General features: G+C 35.5%; 18 protein-coding genes. 10 read left to right on the forward strand and 8 right to left on the reverse strand.

What is annotated here, in order from left to right:
• Positions 1-662: 662 nt before the first annotated feature.
• Positions 663-1,136 carry a glutathione peroxidase gene (locus HMPREF3270_RS06410; protein ID WP_002480822.1) on the reverse strand — a complete coding sequence of 158 codons (474 nt, stop codon included), beginning with the start codon at positions 1,134-1,136 and terminating at the stop codon, positions 663-665.
• 144 nt (positions 1,137-1,280) lie between these two features.
• Here HMPREF3270_RS06410 and hflX point away from each other — a divergent pair, with 144 nt between their 5' ends.
• Both hflX and HMPREF3270_RS06420 read left to right on the forward strand, forming a co-directional pair.
• Positions 1,281-2,537, forward strand: coding sequence for a GTPase HflX (gene hflX, locus HMPREF3270_RS06415; protein ID WP_060804252.1), 1,257 nt, complete (start codon positions 1,281-1,283; stop codon positions 2,535-2,537).
• A 5-nt stretch (positions 2,538-2,542) separates the two neighbouring features.
• Entirely contained in the window at positions 2,543-3,781 is a 1,239-nt protein-coding gene (locus HMPREF3270_RS06420) for a methionine gamma-lyase family protein (protein WP_070848270.1), read from the forward strand.
• 402 nt (positions 3,782-4,183) lie between these two features.
• On the opposite strand, the gene glnA is transcribed toward HMPREF3270_RS06420, so the two are convergent.
• Both glnA and HMPREF3270_RS06435 read right to left on the reverse strand, forming a co-directional pair.
• Entirely contained in the window at positions 4,184-5,524 is a 1,341-nt protein-coding gene (gene glnA, locus HMPREF3270_RS06430; RefSeq protein ID WP_002480826.1) for a type I glutamate--ammonia ligase, read from the reverse strand.
• 20 nt (positions 5,525-5,544) lie between these two features.
• Positions 5,545-5,910, reverse strand: coding sequence for a MerR family transcriptional regulator (locus tag HMPREF3270_RS06435; protein WP_002480827.1), 366 nt, complete (start codon positions 5,908-5,910; stop codon positions 5,545-5,547).
• A gap of 461 nt (positions 5,911-6,371) precedes the next feature.
• Between HMPREF3270_RS06435 and cls the strand changes: the two genes are divergently transcribed.
• Positions 6,372-7,850 carry a cardiolipin synthase gene (gene cls, locus HMPREF3270_RS06440; RefSeq protein ID WP_070848271.1) on the forward strand — a complete coding sequence of 493 codons (1,479 nt, stop codon included), beginning with the start codon at positions 6,372-6,374 and terminating at the stop codon, positions 7,848-7,850.
• Positions 7,851-7,904: 54 nt separating this feature from the next.
• On the opposite strand, the gene HMPREF3270_RS06445 is transcribed toward cls, so the two are convergent.
• Positions 7,905-8,099, reverse strand: a complete 195-nt coding sequence (locus HMPREF3270_RS06445) for a hypothetical protein (protein WP_070848272.1) — start codon at positions 8,097-8,099, stop codon at positions 7,905-7,907.
• Positions 8,100-8,227: 128 nt separating this feature from the next.
• On the opposite strand from HMPREF3270_RS06445, the gene HMPREF3270_RS06450 reads away from it, so the two are divergent.
• A complete protein-coding gene (locus HMPREF3270_RS06450) occupies positions 8,228-8,761 on the forward strand; it encodes a thermonuclease NucI (RefSeq protein ID WP_070848273.1) in 534 nt (177 codons plus the stop codon).
• Positions 8,762-8,802: 41 nt separating this feature from the next.
• Here HMPREF3270_RS06450 and HMPREF3270_RS06455 read toward each other — a convergent pair whose 3' ends face one another.
• On the reverse strand, positions 8,803-9,663 hold the full coding sequence (locus tag HMPREF3270_RS06455; RefSeq protein WP_070848274.1) for a hypothetical protein: 861 nt from the start codon (positions 9,661-9,663) through the stop codon (positions 8,803-8,805).
• Positions 9,664-9,913: 250 nt separating this feature from the next.
• The gene (locus HMPREF3270_RS06460) at positions 9,914-10,288 is read right to left on the reverse strand and encodes a transcriptional regulator, SarA/Rot family (RefSeq protein ID WP_070848275.1); all 375 of its coding nucleotides are present in this window, start codon (positions 10,286-10,288) and stop codon (positions 9,914-9,916) included.
• Between the two features lie 192 nt (positions 10,289-10,480).
• Here HMPREF3270_RS06460 and HMPREF3270_RS06465 point away from each other — a divergent pair, with 192 nt between their 5' ends.
• Positions 10,481-10,945, forward strand: a complete 465-nt coding sequence (locus HMPREF3270_RS06465) for a sugar phosphate isomerase family (RefSeq protein WP_070848276.1) — start codon at positions 10,481-10,483, stop codon at positions 10,943-10,945.
• Positions 10,946-11,040: 95 nt separating this feature from the next.
• Complete coding sequence (locus HMPREF3270_RS06470) at positions 11,041-11,625, forward strand: hypothetical protein (protein ID WP_002480834.1); 585 nt, start codon at positions 11,041-11,043, stop codon at positions 11,623-11,625.
• Between the two features lie 82 nt (positions 11,626-11,707).
• Here HMPREF3270_RS06470 and HMPREF3270_RS06475 read toward each other — a convergent pair whose 3' ends face one another.
• Complete coding sequence (locus tag HMPREF3270_RS06475) at positions 11,708-13,084, reverse strand: aspartate kinase (protein WP_070848277.1); 1,377 nt, start codon at positions 13,082-13,084, stop codon at positions 11,708-11,710.
• A 192-nt stretch (positions 13,085-13,276) separates the two neighbouring features.
• On the opposite strand from HMPREF3270_RS06475, the gene HMPREF3270_RS06480 reads away from it, so the two are divergent.
• Genes HMPREF3270_RS06480 through HMPREF3270_RS06495 form a run of 4 tightly spaced genes read left to right on the forward strand, consistent with a single transcriptional unit; the run spans position 13,277 to position 17,404 of the window.
• Positions 13,277-14,557 (forward strand): homoserine dehydrogenase, encoded by a 1,281-nt coding sequence (locus tag HMPREF3270_RS06480; RefSeq protein ID WP_002480836.1) that lies wholly within the window; start codon positions 13,277-13,279, stop codon positions 14,555-14,557.
• A gap of 5 nt (positions 14,558-14,562) precedes the next feature.
• On the forward strand, positions 14,563-15,630 hold the full coding sequence (thrC, locus tag HMPREF3270_RS06485; protein ID WP_057509855.1) for a threonine synthase: 1,068 nt from the start codon (positions 14,563-14,565) through the stop codon (positions 15,628-15,630).
• On the forward strand, positions 15,630-16,544 hold the full coding sequence (thrB, locus tag HMPREF3270_RS06490; RefSeq protein ID WP_070848278.1) for a homoserine kinase: 915 nt from the start codon (positions 15,630-15,632) through the stop codon (positions 16,542-16,544). The genes thrC and thrB overlap by 1 nt, the downstream gene beginning before the upstream one ends.
• 56 nt (positions 16,545-16,600) lie before the next feature.
• Positions 16,601-17,404 (forward strand): Cof-type HAD-IIB family hydrolase, encoded by an 804-nt coding sequence (locus HMPREF3270_RS06495; RefSeq protein ID WP_002480839.1) that lies wholly within the window; start codon positions 16,601-16,603, stop codon positions 17,402-17,404.
• 59 nt (positions 17,405-17,463) lie between these two features.
• Here HMPREF3270_RS06495 and HMPREF3270_RS06500 read toward each other — a convergent pair whose 3' ends face one another.
• On the reverse strand, positions 17,464-17,778 hold the full coding sequence (locus tag HMPREF3270_RS06500; protein ID WP_070848279.1) for a hypothetical protein: 315 nt from the start codon (positions 17,776-17,778) through the stop codon (positions 17,464-17,466).
• Positions 17,779-17,926 lie beyond the last annotated feature (148 nt).

Genomic DNA, 17,926 nt, shown 5'->3' on the forward strand with positions numbered 1-17,926 from the left:
GACCGCTTAAAGTGTCTACATCACATTAACTGAGTATTCATATGTGCAGCTGACGAGTGACATAGCTCTGTGTCCCCGAATGGGGGTAGGTTGATGTGGTGTATATACATAACAAGACCCACCTATTAAGTTAGTTTTAGAATTATGATCTTTTAGAATGAAGTAGAATACATAACAAGACCCAAGGTCCCTAAAGTCCCTAAAAAGTCCCTAAACTTTGAAAAACTATGATAGTCTATGAAAGTGCAATAAGCTATAAACCGCATGGTTAAGGGATTTTAATAAACTATGAAATTAAAAAGTATTCTCACAAGGCAAAAATCATTTAATTTACAAACATGCGATCAGCACATTCACACAAGAACCATCAGTGGTTGAGTAATTTGTTCGTTTGTTTAATTCTAAAACCCAATCATCAGGAAAAAACATCATGTAACGGTTAGATTGCATATAATCTCACAATAGATGAATCATGTTGAACTGAGTTTTAGTACAAATTTATTTATTTAATTAATTGGTATAGGTAAAAAACACGAAGAGCAGCGTCTGGTATTAAGTGATACAACTTAATGCATAGTCGTTGCTTTTTTAATCATTCAATACATAAAAAGACCGTCTTATAATCATATAGTACATGGTTATAAGACGGTCTTTATTGTTCATTATAATAGTTCTTCGATATCTGATTTGATTTGACTTGGATTTTTTTGTGGTGAGAAACGATTGACTACATTGCCATCTCTATCTATTAAGAACTTAGTGAAATTCCATTTGATTTTACTATTGAAAAATCCATCTTGTTGTTCTGTTAAGTATTGATAAAGTGGATGTTGTTCAGGTCCGTTCACTTTAATTTTTTCGTGCATTGGGAAAGTTACCCCATAATTAATTTTACAATTTTGCATGGCTTCTTGACCGTTACCAGGTTCTTGCTTGCCAAATTGGTTACAAGGGAATCCTAATACGACAAAGCCTTGATCTTGGTATTGTTCGTAAAGCTCTTGCAAGCCTTCAAACTGTGGCGTAAAGCCACATTGACTCGCTGTGTTGACGATTAACATGACCTTTCCTTTGTATTGATCTAGTTGATAGGTTGTGCCATCGGTTTTTGTAACTTCAATATCATATATGCTCATGTTTTCTTCACCTCGATGTCCCAAACTTAACACATTTCGCCTGAATAGTCTTTAGATATGCTCTATGATAAAATGGAATAGATTACTAGTAGATTGAATAAACATTCAAAATGACCGTAAAATGAATTTAAGGAGGATACATTTTTGCCTCAAGAGAGAATATTTGATACAGAAGAAGCGGTAGAAAAAGCATTATTAATCGGGGTAGATGCATATGATGAAAAACAATTCGATTTCCGTGAAACCATGGATGAATTAAAAGCACTTGCTGAAACATGCCGATTAGATGTTTTAGGTGAAATTACACAACAAAAAGACCGTATTGAAGATAAATCGTATGTTGGTAAAGGTAAATTACAAGAAATTAAAGATTATGTAGAAATGTATGATGTCGATGTCGTTGTAGCTAACGATGAACTGACAACTGCACAATCTAAAAGTCTGAATGATAATTTAGGTATTAAAATTATAGATAGAACCCAATTAATATTAGAAATTTTCGCGATGCGCGCAAGCAGTAAGGAAGGTAAACTGCAAGTTGAATTAGCACAACTTGATTATTTAATGCCACGTCTGCAAGGTCATGGTAAAAGTTTATCTAGACTTGGTGGCGGTATCGGAACAAGAGGTCCTGGTGAAACAAAATTAGAAACAGACAGACGTCATATTCGTCGCCGTATGAATGAAATTAAACACCAACTTCAAACTGTAGTCGAACATCGTGAACGCTATCGTTCTAAACGTAGACAAAATCATGTGTTCCAAGTAGCTTTAGTAGGTTATACGAACGCTGGTAAATCAACTTGGTTTAATATTTTAGCGGATGAATCTACGTATGAAAAAGATATTTTATTCGCTACATTGGATCCGAAAACACGCCAAATCCAAGTGAATGATGGTTATCATTTAATTATCTCTGATACAGTTGGTTTTATTCAGAAGTTACCGACTACGTTAATTGCCGCATTTAAATCCACATTAGAAGAAGCGCGCGATGCGGATTTACTACTTCACGTCGTTGACGCAAGTAATGAAGAATATCGTACGCAGTATGATACGGTTAACCGTATCATTGGCGATTTAGATATGGATAAGATTCCACAAGCAGTCATCTTTAATAAGAAAGACTTGAACGAAGGACCAACCCCTGCATCGCAATTGCCGAATGTATACGTTTCAGCACGTGATGAAGCGGATGAAGAAAAAGTAAGACAGTTATTAATAGACCAAGTAGAAAAACAAATGGAACCTTATGAAGAGACAGTTCCTGCAGATGATGCAGATCGTCTATACTTCTTAAAACGTCATACGTTGATTCATAAACTTGAATTTAACGAAGAAAATGAAAGTTATGAAGTAGAAGGTTATAGAAGAAAAGCAGAAGAAAATGGAGAGAAGTAAGCACCATGGATTTAGAACAAATTATTCAAGAAACAGAAACAGAATTACAACCTTATTTTAAAACAATTGAAGCTTGCGCTTATCGTAATCAAGCCAAAGTGTTAGATGCCTTTCACGCAGTGAAAGCGACAGAATCTGATTTGCAAGGGACAACAGGTTATGGTTATGACGACATCGGTCGTGACCATTTAGAAGAAATCTATGCGCATACGTTTAAAGCTGAAGATGCGTTAGTCAGACCGCAAATTATTTCTGGTACGCATGCGATTACTGTCGCTTTACAAGCCAATCTAAAACATGGTGATGAATTATTATATATTACCGGCAGCCCTTACGACACACTGTTAGAAGTCATCGGTGTCAATGGTAATGGTATCGGCAGTTTAAAAGAGAATGGCGTATTATATAACGAAGTCGCTTTAACAGAAACTGGACAAATTGATGTTCCTGCAGTACTGAATGCGATAAATGACCATACAAAAGTGATCGCAATACAACGTTCTAAAGGTTATGATCAACGCCCATCAATTATGGTGGATGAAATTAAACGTGCAGTGGCTGATATTAAAGCAGAACATCCTGATGTGATTGTCTTTGTAGATAATTGCTATGGAGAGTTTGTAGAAGATGAAGAGCCGATTGAAGCAGGTGCAGATATCATGGCAGGTTCACTCATTAAAAATCCAGGTGGCGGTTTAGCACGTATCGGTGGCTACATTGTTGGTAAAACAGATTTAATTGAACGTTGCGGTTATCGTTTGACTGCGCCAGGTATTGGAAAAGAAGCCGGGGCTTCTTTAACTGAACTGCCAAGTATGTATCAAGGTTTCTTCTTAGCGCCACATGTGGTTAGTCAAAGCTTGAAAGGTGCATTATTTACAAGTTTATTCCTAACCAAATTAAACATGAATACTGTACCGGCATTTGATACACCTAGAACGGATTTAATTCAAACTGTTCAATTTGATACAGCAGAACAAATGATTCGCTTTTGCCAATGTATTCAAGCCGCTTCACCTATCAACGCACACTTCAGTCCAGAACCAAGTTACATGCCGGGTTATGAAGATGATGTGATTATGGCAGCTGGGACATTCGTACAAGGTTCATCTATTGAACTTTCAGCAGATGGTCCAATCAGACCGCCATATGAAGCTTATGTTCAAGGCGGCTTAACGTATGAACATGTTAAGTTGGCAGTCACAAGAGCTGTTCAACAAATGAATGAAGAAGGTCTTATCTAAAATAAAGCAACCGACACAATTTTGCGTCGGTTTTTTAATGAAAACACAGAAAAAATACTATGAAGTATATGAAATTTAAAAAATAAAAGATATAATAAAAATGAACATGTGAGAGAAAAAGAAGGTACATGAATCAACGAAGTGGAGGAGAACGTTATGGTTCTGACTTATCGTACCTTATTATTTGTCTTATCATTAATGATGCTGTTGTGTTTTGAAGCAAGTAAATCTTTAGGACCTGTATTTTTCTATTCGGTGTTAGGAATATATATGGTAGCAGTTTCTTTCATTTTGTATAAACTTGGTAAGATAAAACGCAATAAAAGATTAAGATAGCAACAAAAAAGAGGCCAGTCGGCCTCTTTTTTTATCCCTATTGTTTAGCACCTGTGTGCGTAGTGATTAATACAATTTCATGTATTGTTCGCGTTCCCACTCAGATACTTGTGTTCTATAGTAATCCCACTCAATTGATTTAGAGTTGATGAATTGATTATAAATGTGTGAACCTAAAGCATCTTTAACAATTTTGTTTTCACGCATTGCTTTTAATGCTGTGTAAAGTGTTGAAGGAAGATCTTCGATACCGATTGCTTCACGTTCGTCACGGTTCATTTCATAGATATTTTGGTTTACAGGTTCAGTAACTTTAAGTTTGTTTTTGATACCGTCTAAACCAGCTTCTAAGATTGCTGCTAAAGCCATGTATGGGTTAGCTGCTGGGTCAACTGAACGAACTTCTACACGTGTAGATAAACCACGTGAAGTTGGGACACGTACTAATGGAGAACGGTTTTTACCACTCCAAGCGATATAACATGGTGCTTCGTAACCTGGAACTAAACGTTTGTATGAGTTTACTAATGGGTTACATACAGCAGTGAATCCACGTGCGTTTTTCAAGATACCTGCGATGAATTGGTAAGCTTCTTCAGTCATTTGGTCACGACCATTTGGATCGAAGAATGCATTTTCTTTACCTTTGAATAAAGAAACGTTGAAGTGCATACCGCTTCCGTTTACACCAAATAATGGTTTTGGCATAAATGTCGCATGTAAGTTATGTTTACGAGCAATTGTTTTAACAACAAGTTTGAAAGTTTGGATGTTATCACAAGCAGTGATGGCATCTGCGTATTTGAAGTCGATTTCATGTTGGCCAGGCGCAACTTCGTGGTGGCTGGCTTCAATGTCAAAGCCCATGTCTTCTAATTCTAATACGATATCACGACGGCAGTTTTCACCTAAGTCAGTAGGAGCTAAGTCGAAGTAACCGCCATGGTCATTTAATTCTAATGTTGGTTCGCCATATTCATCTAATTTGAATAAGAAGAATTCTGGTTCAGGCCCTAAGTTGAAATCAGTGAAGCCTAATTCTTCCATTTCGTTTAAGACACGTTTCAAGTTAGTACGTGGGTCACCAGCGAATGGTTTACCATCTGTACCGTATACGTCACAGATTAAACGTGCAACTTTACCTTGACTTGCTGTCCAAGGGAAGATAACCCAAGTGTCTAAGTCAGGGTGTAAATACATATCTGATTCTTCAATACGAACGAAACCTTCGATTGAAGATCCGTCGAACATCATTTCATTATCTAATACTTTTTCTAATTGACTTACAGGTACTTCAACATTTTTGATTGTTCCTAAAATGTCAGTGAATTGCAAGCGTAAATATCTTACGTTTTCCTCAGTAGCAAATCTGCGGATGTCATCTTTTGTAAATGTACGTTTTGCCATGTTTTAAATCCTCCAGTGAATTATTTGATAAAACGAGATAGGTCGCCTCGATTTATCGGGATAGCTTCCTGTTGCGGTTTCTGTGTTGCTTCAACGATAACGTGTTTTCTGATGGCTTTTTCATCAGTAGACAAATGTTGATCATCTTGATAAATGATTTGTTTGATTGCTTTTAGGTTAAACCCTTTTTCTAATAGGTGTTTGATTTCTAACAGGCGATCTAAATCATTCATCGAAAATAATCTTTTGTTACCGGGTGTTCTCTCTGGTTTAACGAGTCCATGTGCTTCGTAATACCGTACCTGTCTTGGTGTTAGCTCAGTCAATTGATTTACGACACTCATAGAGAAGACGGCCATGTTTCTGCGAAGTGCATCATTTGACATTTCTCCATCACCTCTATTTTTGAACTTGTTATTAACTTATCACAAATAAACCGAAATTACAAAAATATGTAAGGTTTCCTGACATCAGTATAAAAAGCCTTATATATCAAGGGTTCAACATGTCTTTTCTGATAATTCTAACAAATTAAAACACGAACCATTCAAAAATATTTCACATTTTCGTTCCGATTTACTGTGTTTTTACTTAAATAAGAGAGAATCTACTATGACTTTCTCTATGTAAAATTATACCTAAGTTGCGTTAGACATAAACATCTGACTAAATGAAATGTGAAATCAGACGTACTCAAGTACTGATATTTCAGTTGTTTATATGATGTCTTAAGCGATTATAAATGTTAAAATAGTTTTATCTTATTTATATTAAATGATAGACGTTTTAACTTACCATTAAATCAATGTAAGAGTTTAAAATGAATCGCAAGAATGGAGTTGAGACAATGATAGCCTTTTACGTACCAGGATTACTAGGTGATATATTGCTAGGCATATTTATCTTATTCACAATCTTGAATTTGATTGTTGCCTTTAATATCATCTTCTTGAAAAATAGGTCGACAAGTGCCACATGGGCTTGGTTGTTTATTTTATTTATCGCACCTGTGTTAGGTTTCTTCTTATACATTTTATTTGGAAGAGGCGTATCAAAGAAAAAGTTATACAAAGATTACAGAAAAGATATAGAACAATTTGATGATATTATCAATGAACAACGTTACCAAGTTCAACAAAATCAGATACAAAGTGATAATGAAATAGTTCAACGACATCATGACTTAGTAAATATGCTGTTAACGAGACAACCTGCTTTCTTAACAGAAGGTAATGATATCGATGTGTTTGTCGATGGCCATAAATTATACGATCAAATGATTGAAGATATTAAAAAAGCGGAGTCTTTCATCCACTTAGAGTATTATGTATTTGAATTAGATGGTTTAGGCCATCGCATTATTGATGCTTTAGAAGAGCGTTTAGAAGCGGGTGTAGAGGTCTTATTATTATATGATGATATTGGCTCGAAAAAGTTAACCTTGCGCCAATTCAAGCGTTTTAGAAAGCTTGGTGGGCAAGTTGAAGCTTTCTTCGCAAGCAAACTGCCGTTAATCAACTTCAGAATTAATAACCGTAACCATAGAAAGATTGTTGTAATTGACGGTCAAATCGGTTATATCGGTGGTTTCAACGTTGGAGATGAATACTTAGGCTTAAGTAAAAAATTCGGTTATTGGAGAGATACACATGTCAGAATTAAAGGTTCTGCAGTGGATGCGTTAGAATTACGCTTTATGTTGGATTGGAACTCTCAATCTAAACGTCAAACGTTGCCATATAAACCTAAATACTTCCCAGTGAAAGAAGATGTAGGGGAAGCTTCTGTTCAGATTTGTTCAAGCGGACCTGATGATAACTGGCATGAAATTGAATTCGGTTATACAAAAATGATTAACTCAGCCAAAAAATCGATTTATATGCAGAGTCCTTACTTCATTCCAGATAATTCTTATATCAACGCGTTGAAGATGGCCGCAAATTCAGGAGTAGACATTCACTTGATGATTCCTGATATGCCTGACCATCCGTTTGTATACTGGGCAACATATTATCATGCGGCAGAGCTATTAGACTCAGGTGTCAAAATCTATACGTATAATAATGGGTTTATCCATTCTAAAACGATGGTAATTGATGATGAAGTCGCTAGTGTCGGTTCAGCCAACATGGACTTCAGAAGCTTTGAATTAAACTTTGAAGTCAACGCTTTTATGTATAACAAAGAAATCGCTACAGAGTTACGTAAAGCGTTTGAACATGATGTCACACTTTCAACAGAATTAACGAAAGCACGTTATGCGAATCGTTCATTCTGGATTAAAATGAAAGAGGGCTTCTCAAAACTGATTACACCAATTTTATAAGATAAGAAAAACTCGGAAGTGAGCTGTCTCATTTCCGAGTTTATTTATACTATGTTATTTTCTTTTATTGTGTTTATCTTGATTTTGCTGGATGATAAATAAAATAAAACCGACGAGCATTCCCATTAAGATGCCAATAATAGCTGTGACTAGTAATGGAAACTCATATACATATTGCAAAATCAAGCCGACGATAATTGCGACTGCAACGGCAACAATCGTTACAATATTTTCTTTAATGGCTTGCATAGCGCGCCTCCTCATCAAATTCCTTGTTTCTATCATACCAAATTTTTGTGCATCAGAGAATTGACGCACCTATGAAAAAATAGGTATGATGAGTCGGTGATAACTTTAATCAAAGCAGGTGAAAATTTTTGAAACGTAAGTCTATGTCGTCAATCATTGTAATTGCAGTGATTGCTGTAATTGTTTTAGGTTTCCAATACTTTAATCATTCAGGTCCCTTTAAACAAAGTGGTGGAGAACAAGCGTCGACATCGATGGGGGATAAAGAAGCGGTTACTGTCAAACGTGTTATTGATGGTGACACCTTTATCGCAACAGATAAAGATAATCGTGAAATTAAAGTCAGAATGATTGGTATGGATACACCAGAAACAGTTAAACCTAATACACCTGTACAACCGTACGGGAAAGAGGCTTCAAACTATACCAAGAAGCATTTAAATAACCAAAAGGTTTATTTAGAATTTGATAAAGAGCCGAAAGATCAATATGGCCGCTATTTAGCTTATGTTTGGTTAGATGAGAACCATATGTTTAACGAAGAATTAGTTAAACAAGGACTTGCACGTGAAAAGTACTTTGCGCCAAATGGCAAGTACCGAGATGTGCTTAAAGAGGCTGAAAGAGAAGCGAAACAAAAACATTTAAATATTTGGAGTTAAAAAATAACGGACAAGCTGAATGTGCTTGTCCGTTATTTTAATTAAGGTTGATTGATGTAGCCCAGAATCTTTTCGCAATCTTGTTCAGTGATTTCATGTTTTGACTGCATAAATATATTGCGAATCGCATCTTTTAAGTCATGCTTAGAAGTTGCGGTTTCAACATATTTTTGACGTTCAGTCGGACCATCAATGATATTTACAGAACCGTCACTAAAGTATACTAAACCGACACTTGAAATTTTTTGATTGAAGTTCTTTTCGTAAGCATCTTTTAGTTCTTTAGAGTTCACAGAAGCTGTAAGGTAGGGGTCATAGTCATAGAAATCAAAAGTGACACTGTTGCTTTTGACTTTTTCAGTGAACGTATAAATATCTTCTCTTGTTGACTGGAATTGACTTTGATATTGATCTGCAATGTAATGCCCGATAATTTGATCAATATCTTCTACATTTGTATCAATAGGTTTTTCAGGTTCAGCACTGAAATGATAAAATGTTTTTTCTTTCCAGTTCTTCACGTCGATATTTAACAACCCTTTATCTGTGATGACTACATAATCAAAAGTACGCAAGAAATCGAAGAGTGGATGTTTAACAGCAACATTGCCTGTTGAAACAATATGATAAAACTTAACTTCTCCATTTTCTCTTAAGCTTTGCATAACTTTCTCGATAGATTGTTTAGCTTTGCGTACACCATAATGATGTTGTTGTGTACCATCATTAATGATTTGATTTTTCAATGATGCGACTTCTGTACGTAAGGTGTTGACCTTGCTTACAAGTTGATTTTTTGAATAAATCTCTGTATCTAGTCTGTGCTGCATTAAGCTGCGTGATACAACAAGCGCAATGGCCAAAATCACGATGACAGCAACTAGAAGTAATATTAAATACATACCTATCATTCCTTACTCAATAAAAAGTAGTTAAATTTAAACATACCCTAATAATCTAACTCTTAGTGGTAAAAATCAATAATAAAGTCTTAACAAAATATTAATGTAACATTTATGACATATTATGATAATACTAAAAAAGTTCCATACGAATATGTAGGAAATGTGTCTGGAACTTTAATCGTTAAATTCAATTTTAAGTGTTTGGTTTCAACTCAGCTTGGGAATCAATGAAATATCTTAAAAACTATTACGCTTTTGTATCTTGTAAGATAGATTTTTGTAAAGCGTCAAATTCCTCAAGCAGTTTCAATGCTTTTTTCGTTTGTGCGCTTGTAATAGTAATGAAAATTTTTCGTTCATCATCGATGCAGCGTTGCTTGCCGATGATTTTCATTTCCGTTAATGTGCTGAACGATTTATGAATTTCCATTAAACTGAAATTCATACCGTGTTTCACTTCAAGAAGAGGAATAAGTTTCTTTTGGCGATCTAAAATGTGTTTTAAAAATAATAAATCGTTGAAACGTAAGTTATATTCCTGCTTCAAAGCTTTAATTAATTCTTTTCGATGCAATTCATAGTAAAAAATCGATTCTGTAGACTGTGTTTTTTCAGAATACATGATTTCACCTCGTGTTGTATTTATAATATCTTGCGTCTACATTATTATAATAAAAAAGTTATACTTTGAAAAGAGATATTCTTTAGTTTTAACTTAAATTATTGTATCTATTTTTAAAAATTCAATTAACGAATGAAAATAAAGTTTATAAATCCAATAGGGTTACTTGGTATAACAAAAGGAGTTTAAAAATTGTTCTCTATTATAAAGAATAAAACAGATTTATCAGACTTTTATAATAATATTCCTCCTAATGCAGTTATCGCATTAGATAATCATCCTATCTCTTATTATGTGTTAGACTGTTTAGCTGAACAGGAGAGACATGTTTCTGTTGTCACATTTTCCACAGATATTATGCAGTATGTGTGTCAAAATACTTTTTCAAATATTATTTTTGCGCCAGGTAAAGTGGATTCAAGCTTACATATTATTACTGGTGATACAATGGTGGAATCATTTAAAACTCTTCAAATAGATGTCTATTTCTGCGCAGCGAGTTACATAGATGAACAAGGTAGTTTATATCAAGTGCATTCACAAATAGGGGCATTGCAAAAAACGTTGATCCAACAAGCGCGACACAGTTATGTCGTTAATTATCCTGATTTTATAGAATCAAATCAGCGTTATATTCATATCGGATATGTAAATTAAATGATAGACAAGTAGTGAAACACACGCTAAAATGAATATGAATAGAGAGAAAATACAACCGTTATTGTAAGCGCTTACTAGTAGGAGGTGTCAGAATGCAAAAGTCTAATAATGAAGATTTAAATTTCTTGGTTGATAGATTAATAGAGAATACCAATGATGAAATCAAATTTTTCGGAGAGACTGCAAAACTTTTATTCTTGAAAAATGAATTTATTATTAACGATACAGTAGATATTTGCGTAAAACGTAAGAACCTTACTAAAGTTTTAAAGAATATCCCGGATAATTATCGTATTCGATACATAGATTCAGAAGGGAATGTCAGTGAAAAATTAAGAGATACGAAATTCTCTCAACTAACACATTTAGAAGTAGAAATACATGGGCAAAGAATTATGACTATTTATATTTATGATGTACATAACAAAGAGTGGATGTTTAGATTCAACCACAACATTCGATTGCCTGAAAAACATATTTATTTCCATTCTTTACCTTGGGGCGTTGATTATATTAAACCAGAAATCGTTCTGATGTATGAGTTGCTGCAACCTTCAGTACATCGCAGTAGTTTTAACAACAAAGCTGTGATTGATGCATTGAGTTATTATCAATTCGTTATGTTACGTGTGGTCGTAGGTGAAGAACGTCTACATGATGCATTATACGCATCGTAAAAAGAACAAGAGCGTTGCTTAGTCGCAACACTCTTGTATTTTTATATCTTTAAATTTTAACTAAATATTGTTTAAATTCAGATTATTTTAATTGTAAATTTTCTTTCGCATGGGCACAACTTCCATCATATACTGCACGTACGGCATCGTCAGCATCCTTAACGCTGATACCGAACATCATTGAAATTTCAGACGCACCTTGGTTGATCATTTTCAGGTTGATATTCGCTTTAGCGAGTGCAGATGTGATCATATTGGCAGTACCGACCATTTGGTTCATACCTAAACCAACAACCATCATCACAGCTAAGTCGTTATCAATACCTAATTCATCAACATCACATTGTTTACGAATTTCATTTAACACTTTTGTTTCTTTGCCGCGAATTTGATGTGTTCGCATGATAATACTGACGTTATCAATACCAGAAGGCATATGGTCAAATGAGATATTGTAGTCTTCAAGTACTGATAAGATTTTACGTGTGAAACCAACTTGTCTGTTCATTAAGTATTTACGTACGTTAATGACTGTAAAGCCTTTGTCACAGCTAATACCTGTAATCAAGTGGTCTGGTTTAATTTCACGGTCGTATCTGATGAAAGTACCTGGATCTTCAGGACGATTTGTATTTTTAATAACGACTGGAATACGTTCTTTTTGTACAGGTTGAAGGGCTTCGTCGTGGAAAACACTAAAGCCTGCATATGAAAGTTCACGCATTTCGCTATATGTTACTTCTTCCATAATTTCAGCGTTTTTGATTAAGTTCGGATTTGCACGATAGATGCCTGAAACATCTGTAAAGTTTTCATACAACGTTGCGCGTACACCGCGTGCCAAGATTGCACCAGTGATATCAGAACCGCCGCGAGGGAAAGTGACAACATTACCTTGTTTCGAGTAACCGAAGAAACCTGGAACGATAATTTTTCCTTCAATTTTTCTTAGATTGTAAATTTTATCATAAGATTCTTCTAAGATTTGAGCAAATTGAGGCGTGTTGGTTACGGTAATACCTGCGTCTAAAGGAGACGCATATGTAGTTGGAACACCTTGAGCGTTATTATATTGCGCGATTAAGCGAGCGTTAAAGTCTTCACCACAAGAAAGTAATGCATCTTTTAAACGAGGCGGATTGCTTTGGTTGGCTTTGATACGCTGTTCAAGAATATCATCGAATTCTGTTAAAATATTTTCGTCCATGTTTAAATCACGGATGATATCTGCATAACGTTCGATAATTTCTTCCTTTTTATTTTGATAATCTAATTTTGCTACACTTTTTTCATAAAGCCTAAGCAACAAATCTGTTGTCTTAATATCTTCAGAATGTCTTTTACCAGGAGCAGACACAACGATTATTTTTCTTTCGTCATCGCTATTGATGATGTTTAACACTTTCTGAATTTGGCTTGCTGAAGCGACGGAACTACCGCCAAATTTAGCTACTTTCATATTTAATCAACCTTTCTATCAATCTTAATAATATACTGCTTTGTTTTTTGGGTGAAAAATGCTAAAATTTCAACATATTCCAAATTTTTTGAACTTTACAATTTTGATGAATGAATTTATACTAAACCATAATCAAGTATTTTTCAATAGTACAGGTGTTTTTTTAGAACGAACAAACGGAGGAATGTAATTATGAAGAAGTTAAACATCGCTTTGCTCGGTCTGGGAACAGTGGGCTCAGGAGTAGTTAAAATTATTGAAGAGAATCATCAACAGATTAAAGATACGATTCACAAAGATCTTCACATCAAACATATTCTTGTTAGAGATAAAAAGAAAAAACGTCCCTTAAATATCAGTAAATACCATCTGACTGAAGATGTGGATGAAATCTTAAATGATGATGAAGTCGACATTGTGATTGAAGTGATGGGCGGTATCGAACCTACTGTTGAGTGGTTGAAAAAATCATTAAAACAGGGCAAACATGTGATTACTGCTAACAAAGATTTATTAGCGGTTCATTTACGCACATTAGAAGATTTAGCAGAAGAAAATGGCGTTGCTTTAAAATTCGAAGCCAGTGTGGCAGGCGGTATTCCAATCGTCAACGCAATCAACAATGGTTTAAATGCGAACAACATCAGTAAATTCATGGGTATTTTAAACGGTACATCCAACTTCATTTTATCTAAGATGACAAAAGAGGGCGCAAGCTTTAAAGAAGCTTTGGATGAGGCACAACGTTTAGGTTTTGCTGAAGCAGATCCAACCGATGATGTTGAAGGTATCGATGCGGCACGTAAAGTAGTCATCGTTACATACTTATCATTCAACCGAGTTATCAGCTTAGACGAAGTTAAAGTAACAGGTATTTCTGAAGTAACAGTAGAGGATATCAAAGCCGCAACAGCGCTTGGTTATAAAATTAAATTAATCGGTAAAGGTACATTTGATAATGGTGTTATTGAAACTTCTGTTGCACCAACCTTAATCGATGAAAGACATCAATTAGCATCAGTTGAAGATGAATATAATGCGATTTATGTTATCGGCGACTCTGTTGGAGAAACGATGTTCTATGGTAAAGGTGCAGGTAGCTTAGCTACAGGTAGTGCAGTAGTCAGCGACTTACTAAACGTCTCACTACAATTCGAATCTAACTTGCATACTTTACCGCCGCATTTCGAATTGAAAACAGGTCATGCAAAAGAAATGATCGACGCAGATGAACCGACAAAATTAAAAGAAAAAGGTAGTTACTATGTTGTTTTACAAACAAATGGTGCACCGGTTAAACGAGTGGAAGAAGAAGTTAAAGCACAATTACCGCTTCACAAATCACTCAATGTCATTGAACGAGATGACAACACAGCAGCTGTCATTGTAAAAAGTATCAATGTTCCAGCTGATGAAATTTTAGCACAAGGCAAATATCCAGTGGAAAAAGTTTATCCAGTAGAAGGGGTTTAATTAAAATGAAAAGATGGCAAGGTTTAGTACAAGAATACAAAGCATATCTCCCAGTTAACGACAACACACCGAATGTAACTTTAAATGAAGGCCAAACGCCGTTGATTCATTGTGATACATTATCAGACATGTTAGGTATTAACTTGTTTGTAAAATTTGAAGGTGCCAATCCAACAGGTTCATTTAAAGACCGTGGTATGGTCATGGCAGTCACTAAAGCAAAAGAAGAAGGTAAAAAAGTAGTGATTTGTGCATCAACAGGTAATACTTCAGCTTCTGCAGCTGCATATGCGGCACGTTCAGGCTTGAAAGCAATCGTAGTTATTCCTGAAGGTAAAATCGCTTTAGGTAAATTATCACAAGCTGTTATGTACGGTGCAGAAATTGTATCGATTGAAGGCAACTTTGATGAAGCGTTAGAAATTGTTAAAGAAGTTGCGAAAGAAGAAGGCGAAATTGAACTTGTTAACTCAATTAACCCATACCGTATCGAAGGCCAAAAAACAGGTGCATTTGAAGTAGTCGATCAATTAGGCGGCAAAGCACCAGATGTATTAGCCATCCCTGTCGGTAACGCAGGTAACATCACTGCGTATTGGAAAGGCTTCAAAGAGTTTAATGATAAACATCAAACAGGCTTACCGAAATTATTTGGATTCCAAGCGGAAGGTGCATCACCAATCGTACAGAACAAAGTCATTAAAAATCCTGAAACAGTCGCAACTGCGATTCGTATCGGTAACCCAGCAAGTTGGGATAAAGCAGTGAAAGCTTTGGATGAATCTAACGGCTTGATTGATAGTGTGACAGATGAAGAAATCTTAGAAGCTTATCAATTACTTGCTTCTAAAGAAGGTGTGTTTGCAGAACCTGCAAGTAACGCTTCAATTGCTGGATTAATTAAATTGCATAGAGCTGGTAAATTACCAAAAGATATTACAGTCACTGCAGTGTTAACTGGTAATGGCTTGAAAGACCCTGATACTGCCATCTCATTATTAGACAACCCGATTAAATCTTTACCAAATGATAAAGCAAGTATTATTAAATATATCAAAGGAGCTATACATTAATGGGAGAAAGTTTAAAACTTAAAGTTCCCGCTTCTACTGCCAATCTTGGCGTAGGCTTTGATTCAATCGGACTCGCATTAAATAAGTTCCTATATGTTGAAGCAGAAGTGAGTGCAGATGATCGATGGCACTTCCATCATAAAGGTGACAACTTGCATGGCTTACCGACAGATGAACACCATCTGATTTATCAAGTTGTACAGTTTCTTGAACAGAAATATGATATGTCAGTGCCTCCGTTAGATGTCACTATGCGTAGTGAAATTCCTTTAGCCAGAGGACTTGGGTCCTCGGCTTCTGCTTTAGTTGCAGGTATTTATTTAGCAGATTTCTTCGGTCACTTACAATTATCAGAATTTGAAATGGTCGAAGCAGCAACAGAAATAGAAGGACATCCAGATAATGTTGCCCCTGTGATTTATGGTGGGATGATTGCTGGATTTTATAATCATGAAACAAAAGAAACATACATTTCTTCAATAGAACCTCCATACGTGAACCTCGTGATCACTATTCCAAGCTACGAGTTGAAGACACATGACTCTAGACAAGTTTTGCCGAAAAGCTTTGAACATGAACAAGCGGTTCAATACAGTGCCATCAGTAACACGATGTTAAGTGCATTGATGCAGCATGATTATCAATTAGCAGGTATGTTGATGGAAATGGATGGGTTCCATGAACCGTATCGTCAAGATTTAATCCCAGAATTTCAACGCGTTAAAGCGTTAGGTCGTGAATATCATGCTTATGCGACAGTTATCAGTGGGGCAGGTCCGACGATTTTAACATTAATTGATCCTTTTAAAAGCGGTAAATTAGTCAGAAGATTGAACAAAGAGTTGCCAGATTGTGAATCTGAATTAATTTCAGTTAATAAAAGCGGAATTATCGTTGAAAAAGTTTATGATTAATGAAGAAATGCGATATAATTTGATGGAATACGCTTGAAAGGAGCACTGCACATCAAATGAGCAGCTATAAAATGATAGTAATGGATATGGATGATACTTTGTTGAATTCAGAGAATCAAGTCAGTCCAGATACTGCAAAATATTTAATTGAATTACAAGATAAAGGATATCATGTTGTCTTAGCTTCAGGACGTCCAACAGAAGGTATGTTGCCGATCGCAAAAGACTTGCATCTTCATGAGCATGATAGTTATGTCATCAGTTTTAACGGCAGTCGTACAACACGTGTTAGAGATGGAGAGCTTGAAGCCGAACAAAGTATTTCTAAAAAAGACTTTGACCGTATTGTAGATTATTGTCGCGATAATAATATCTTTGTGTTGACGTATCAAGACGGTCATATTATCTATGAAGGTGAACATGAGTATATGAATATTGAGTCTGAGTTAACAGGGTTACCTATGCATCGCACAGATGATTTGAAAGCATTCATTCAAAATCCTGTTGCGAAAGTGTTGGGCGTAGACTACGAATCACATATTCAAGAACTCTCTCAAGCATTTGGCGGTGTGTTTAACGACCAAATCGATGTGACGACAAGTAAACCCTTCTTCTTAGAATTTGTGCCGCATGGTGTGTCTAAAGGTAATGCATTACATGCGTTATGCGAAAAAGTCGGCATCGATATCAGTGAGACTATCGCATTTGGTGATAGTATGAATGATTATTCTATGATGGAAGAAGCAGGGTATGCTGTCGCAATGGGCAATGCACGTGATGCGTTAAAAGAAATCGCTGATTTTGTGACGTTAGATCATAACTCAGACGGTATTGTCTATGCCTTAAAGAAAATTTTATAGATTTAAATACAAAAGGAGACTTTCTGTTCAAGAGAGTCTCCTTTTGTATGCGATACATCTTATTTAGCTGTATGTGTCCATTCATGCATGCCATGGTTTCGTTTTACAAGAGCATAGATATTATCAGCAGAGTAGTCTAAGTTTGTATAGACTGTGATAATAAATGATGATTGTCCAGTTTCAAACGGTTCACTTAGGTAAACATCTTTTAAGTGTTCAAATAGAGGTACCATTTGATCTTGTTCTAGACTTGGATATTCTCTTAAAGTTCTTTTGATAAGTCTGCCATTTTTTTCTTCAAGAGACTGAACGACAATCACAAAACGTTCATCTTCCTTCAAAACATCGTCAAATAAATTTGTTTGTCCTACCATGTTGTAACACCTCGATTTCTCGTCTTATTACTCCTATTATACTACATATCCATAAACGTTAAAATCTTAAAAGTTATAAGAAGAAACAAAAAAACAGATTGGCCAAAGCCAATCTGTCAGACTGTCGACAAAGTCCTACGGACTTGTC

Source organism: Staphylococcus sp. HMSC65H10 (assembly GCF_001839185.1).
Taxonomy (GTDB): Bacteria; Bacillota; Bacilli; order Staphylococcales; family Staphylococcaceae; genus Staphylococcus; species Staphylococcus simulans.

Excerpts from the sequence above, each read along its gene's own strand:
- thrB (WP_070848278.1), top strand. The coding sequence starts at position 15,630 with ATGGGAGAAAGTTTAAAACTTAAAGTTCCCGCTTCTACTGCCAATCTT.
- HMPREF3270_RS06500 (WP_070848279.1), bottom strand. The coding sequence starts at position 17,778 with ATGGTAGGACAAACAAATTTATTTGACGATGTTTTGAAGGAAGATGAA.
- thrC (WP_057509855.1), top strand. The coding sequence starts at position 14,563 with ATGAAAAGATGGCAAGGTTTAGTACAAGAATACAAAGCATATCTCCCA.
- HMPREF3270_RS06470 (WP_002480834.1), top strand. The coding sequence starts at position 11,041 with ATGCAAAAGTCTAATAATGAAGATTTAAATTTCTTGGTTGATAGATTA.
- HMPREF3270_RS06410 (WP_002480822.1), bottom strand. The coding sequence starts at position 1,136 with ATGAGCATATATGATATTGAAGTTACAAAAACCGATGGCACAACCTAT.
- HMPREF3270_RS06480 (WP_002480836.1), top strand. The coding sequence starts at position 13,277 with ATGAAGAAGTTAAACATCGCTTTGCTCGGTCTGGGAACAGTGGGCTCA.
- HMPREF3270_RS06435 (WP_002480827.1), bottom strand. The coding sequence starts at position 5,910 with ATGTCAAATGATGCACTTCGCAGAAACATGGCCGTCTTCTCTATGAGT.
- cls (WP_070848271.1), top strand. The coding sequence starts at position 6,372 with ATGATAGCCTTTTACGTACCAGGATTACTAGGTGATATATTGCTAGGC.
- HMPREF3270_RS06420 (WP_070848270.1), top strand. The coding sequence starts at position 2,543 with ATGGATTTAGAACAAATTATTCAAGAAACAGAAACAGAATTACAACCT.
- HMPREF3270_RS06495 (WP_002480839.1), top strand. The coding sequence starts at position 16,601 with ATGAGCAGCTATAAAATGATAGTAATGGATATGGATGATACTTTGTTG.
- HMPREF3270_RS06455 (WP_070848274.1), bottom strand. The coding sequence starts at position 9,663 with ATGTATTTAATATTACTTCTAGTTGCTGTCATCGTGATTTTGGCCATT.
- HMPREF3270_RS06460 (WP_070848275.1), bottom strand. The coding sequence starts at position 10,288 with ATGTATTCTGAAAAAACACAGTCTACAGAATCGATTTTTTACTATGAA.
- HMPREF3270_RS06475 (WP_070848277.1), bottom strand. The coding sequence starts at position 13,084 with ATGAAAGTAGCTAAATTTGGCGGTAGTTCCGTCGCTTCAGCAAGCCAA.
- HMPREF3270_RS06445 (WP_070848272.1), bottom strand. The coding sequence starts at position 8,099 with ATGCAAGCCATTAAAGAAAATATTGTAACGATTGTTGCCGTTGCAGTC.
- glnA (WP_002480826.1), bottom strand. The coding sequence starts at position 5,524 with ATGGCAAAACGTACATTTACAAAAGATGACATCCGCAGATTTGCTACT.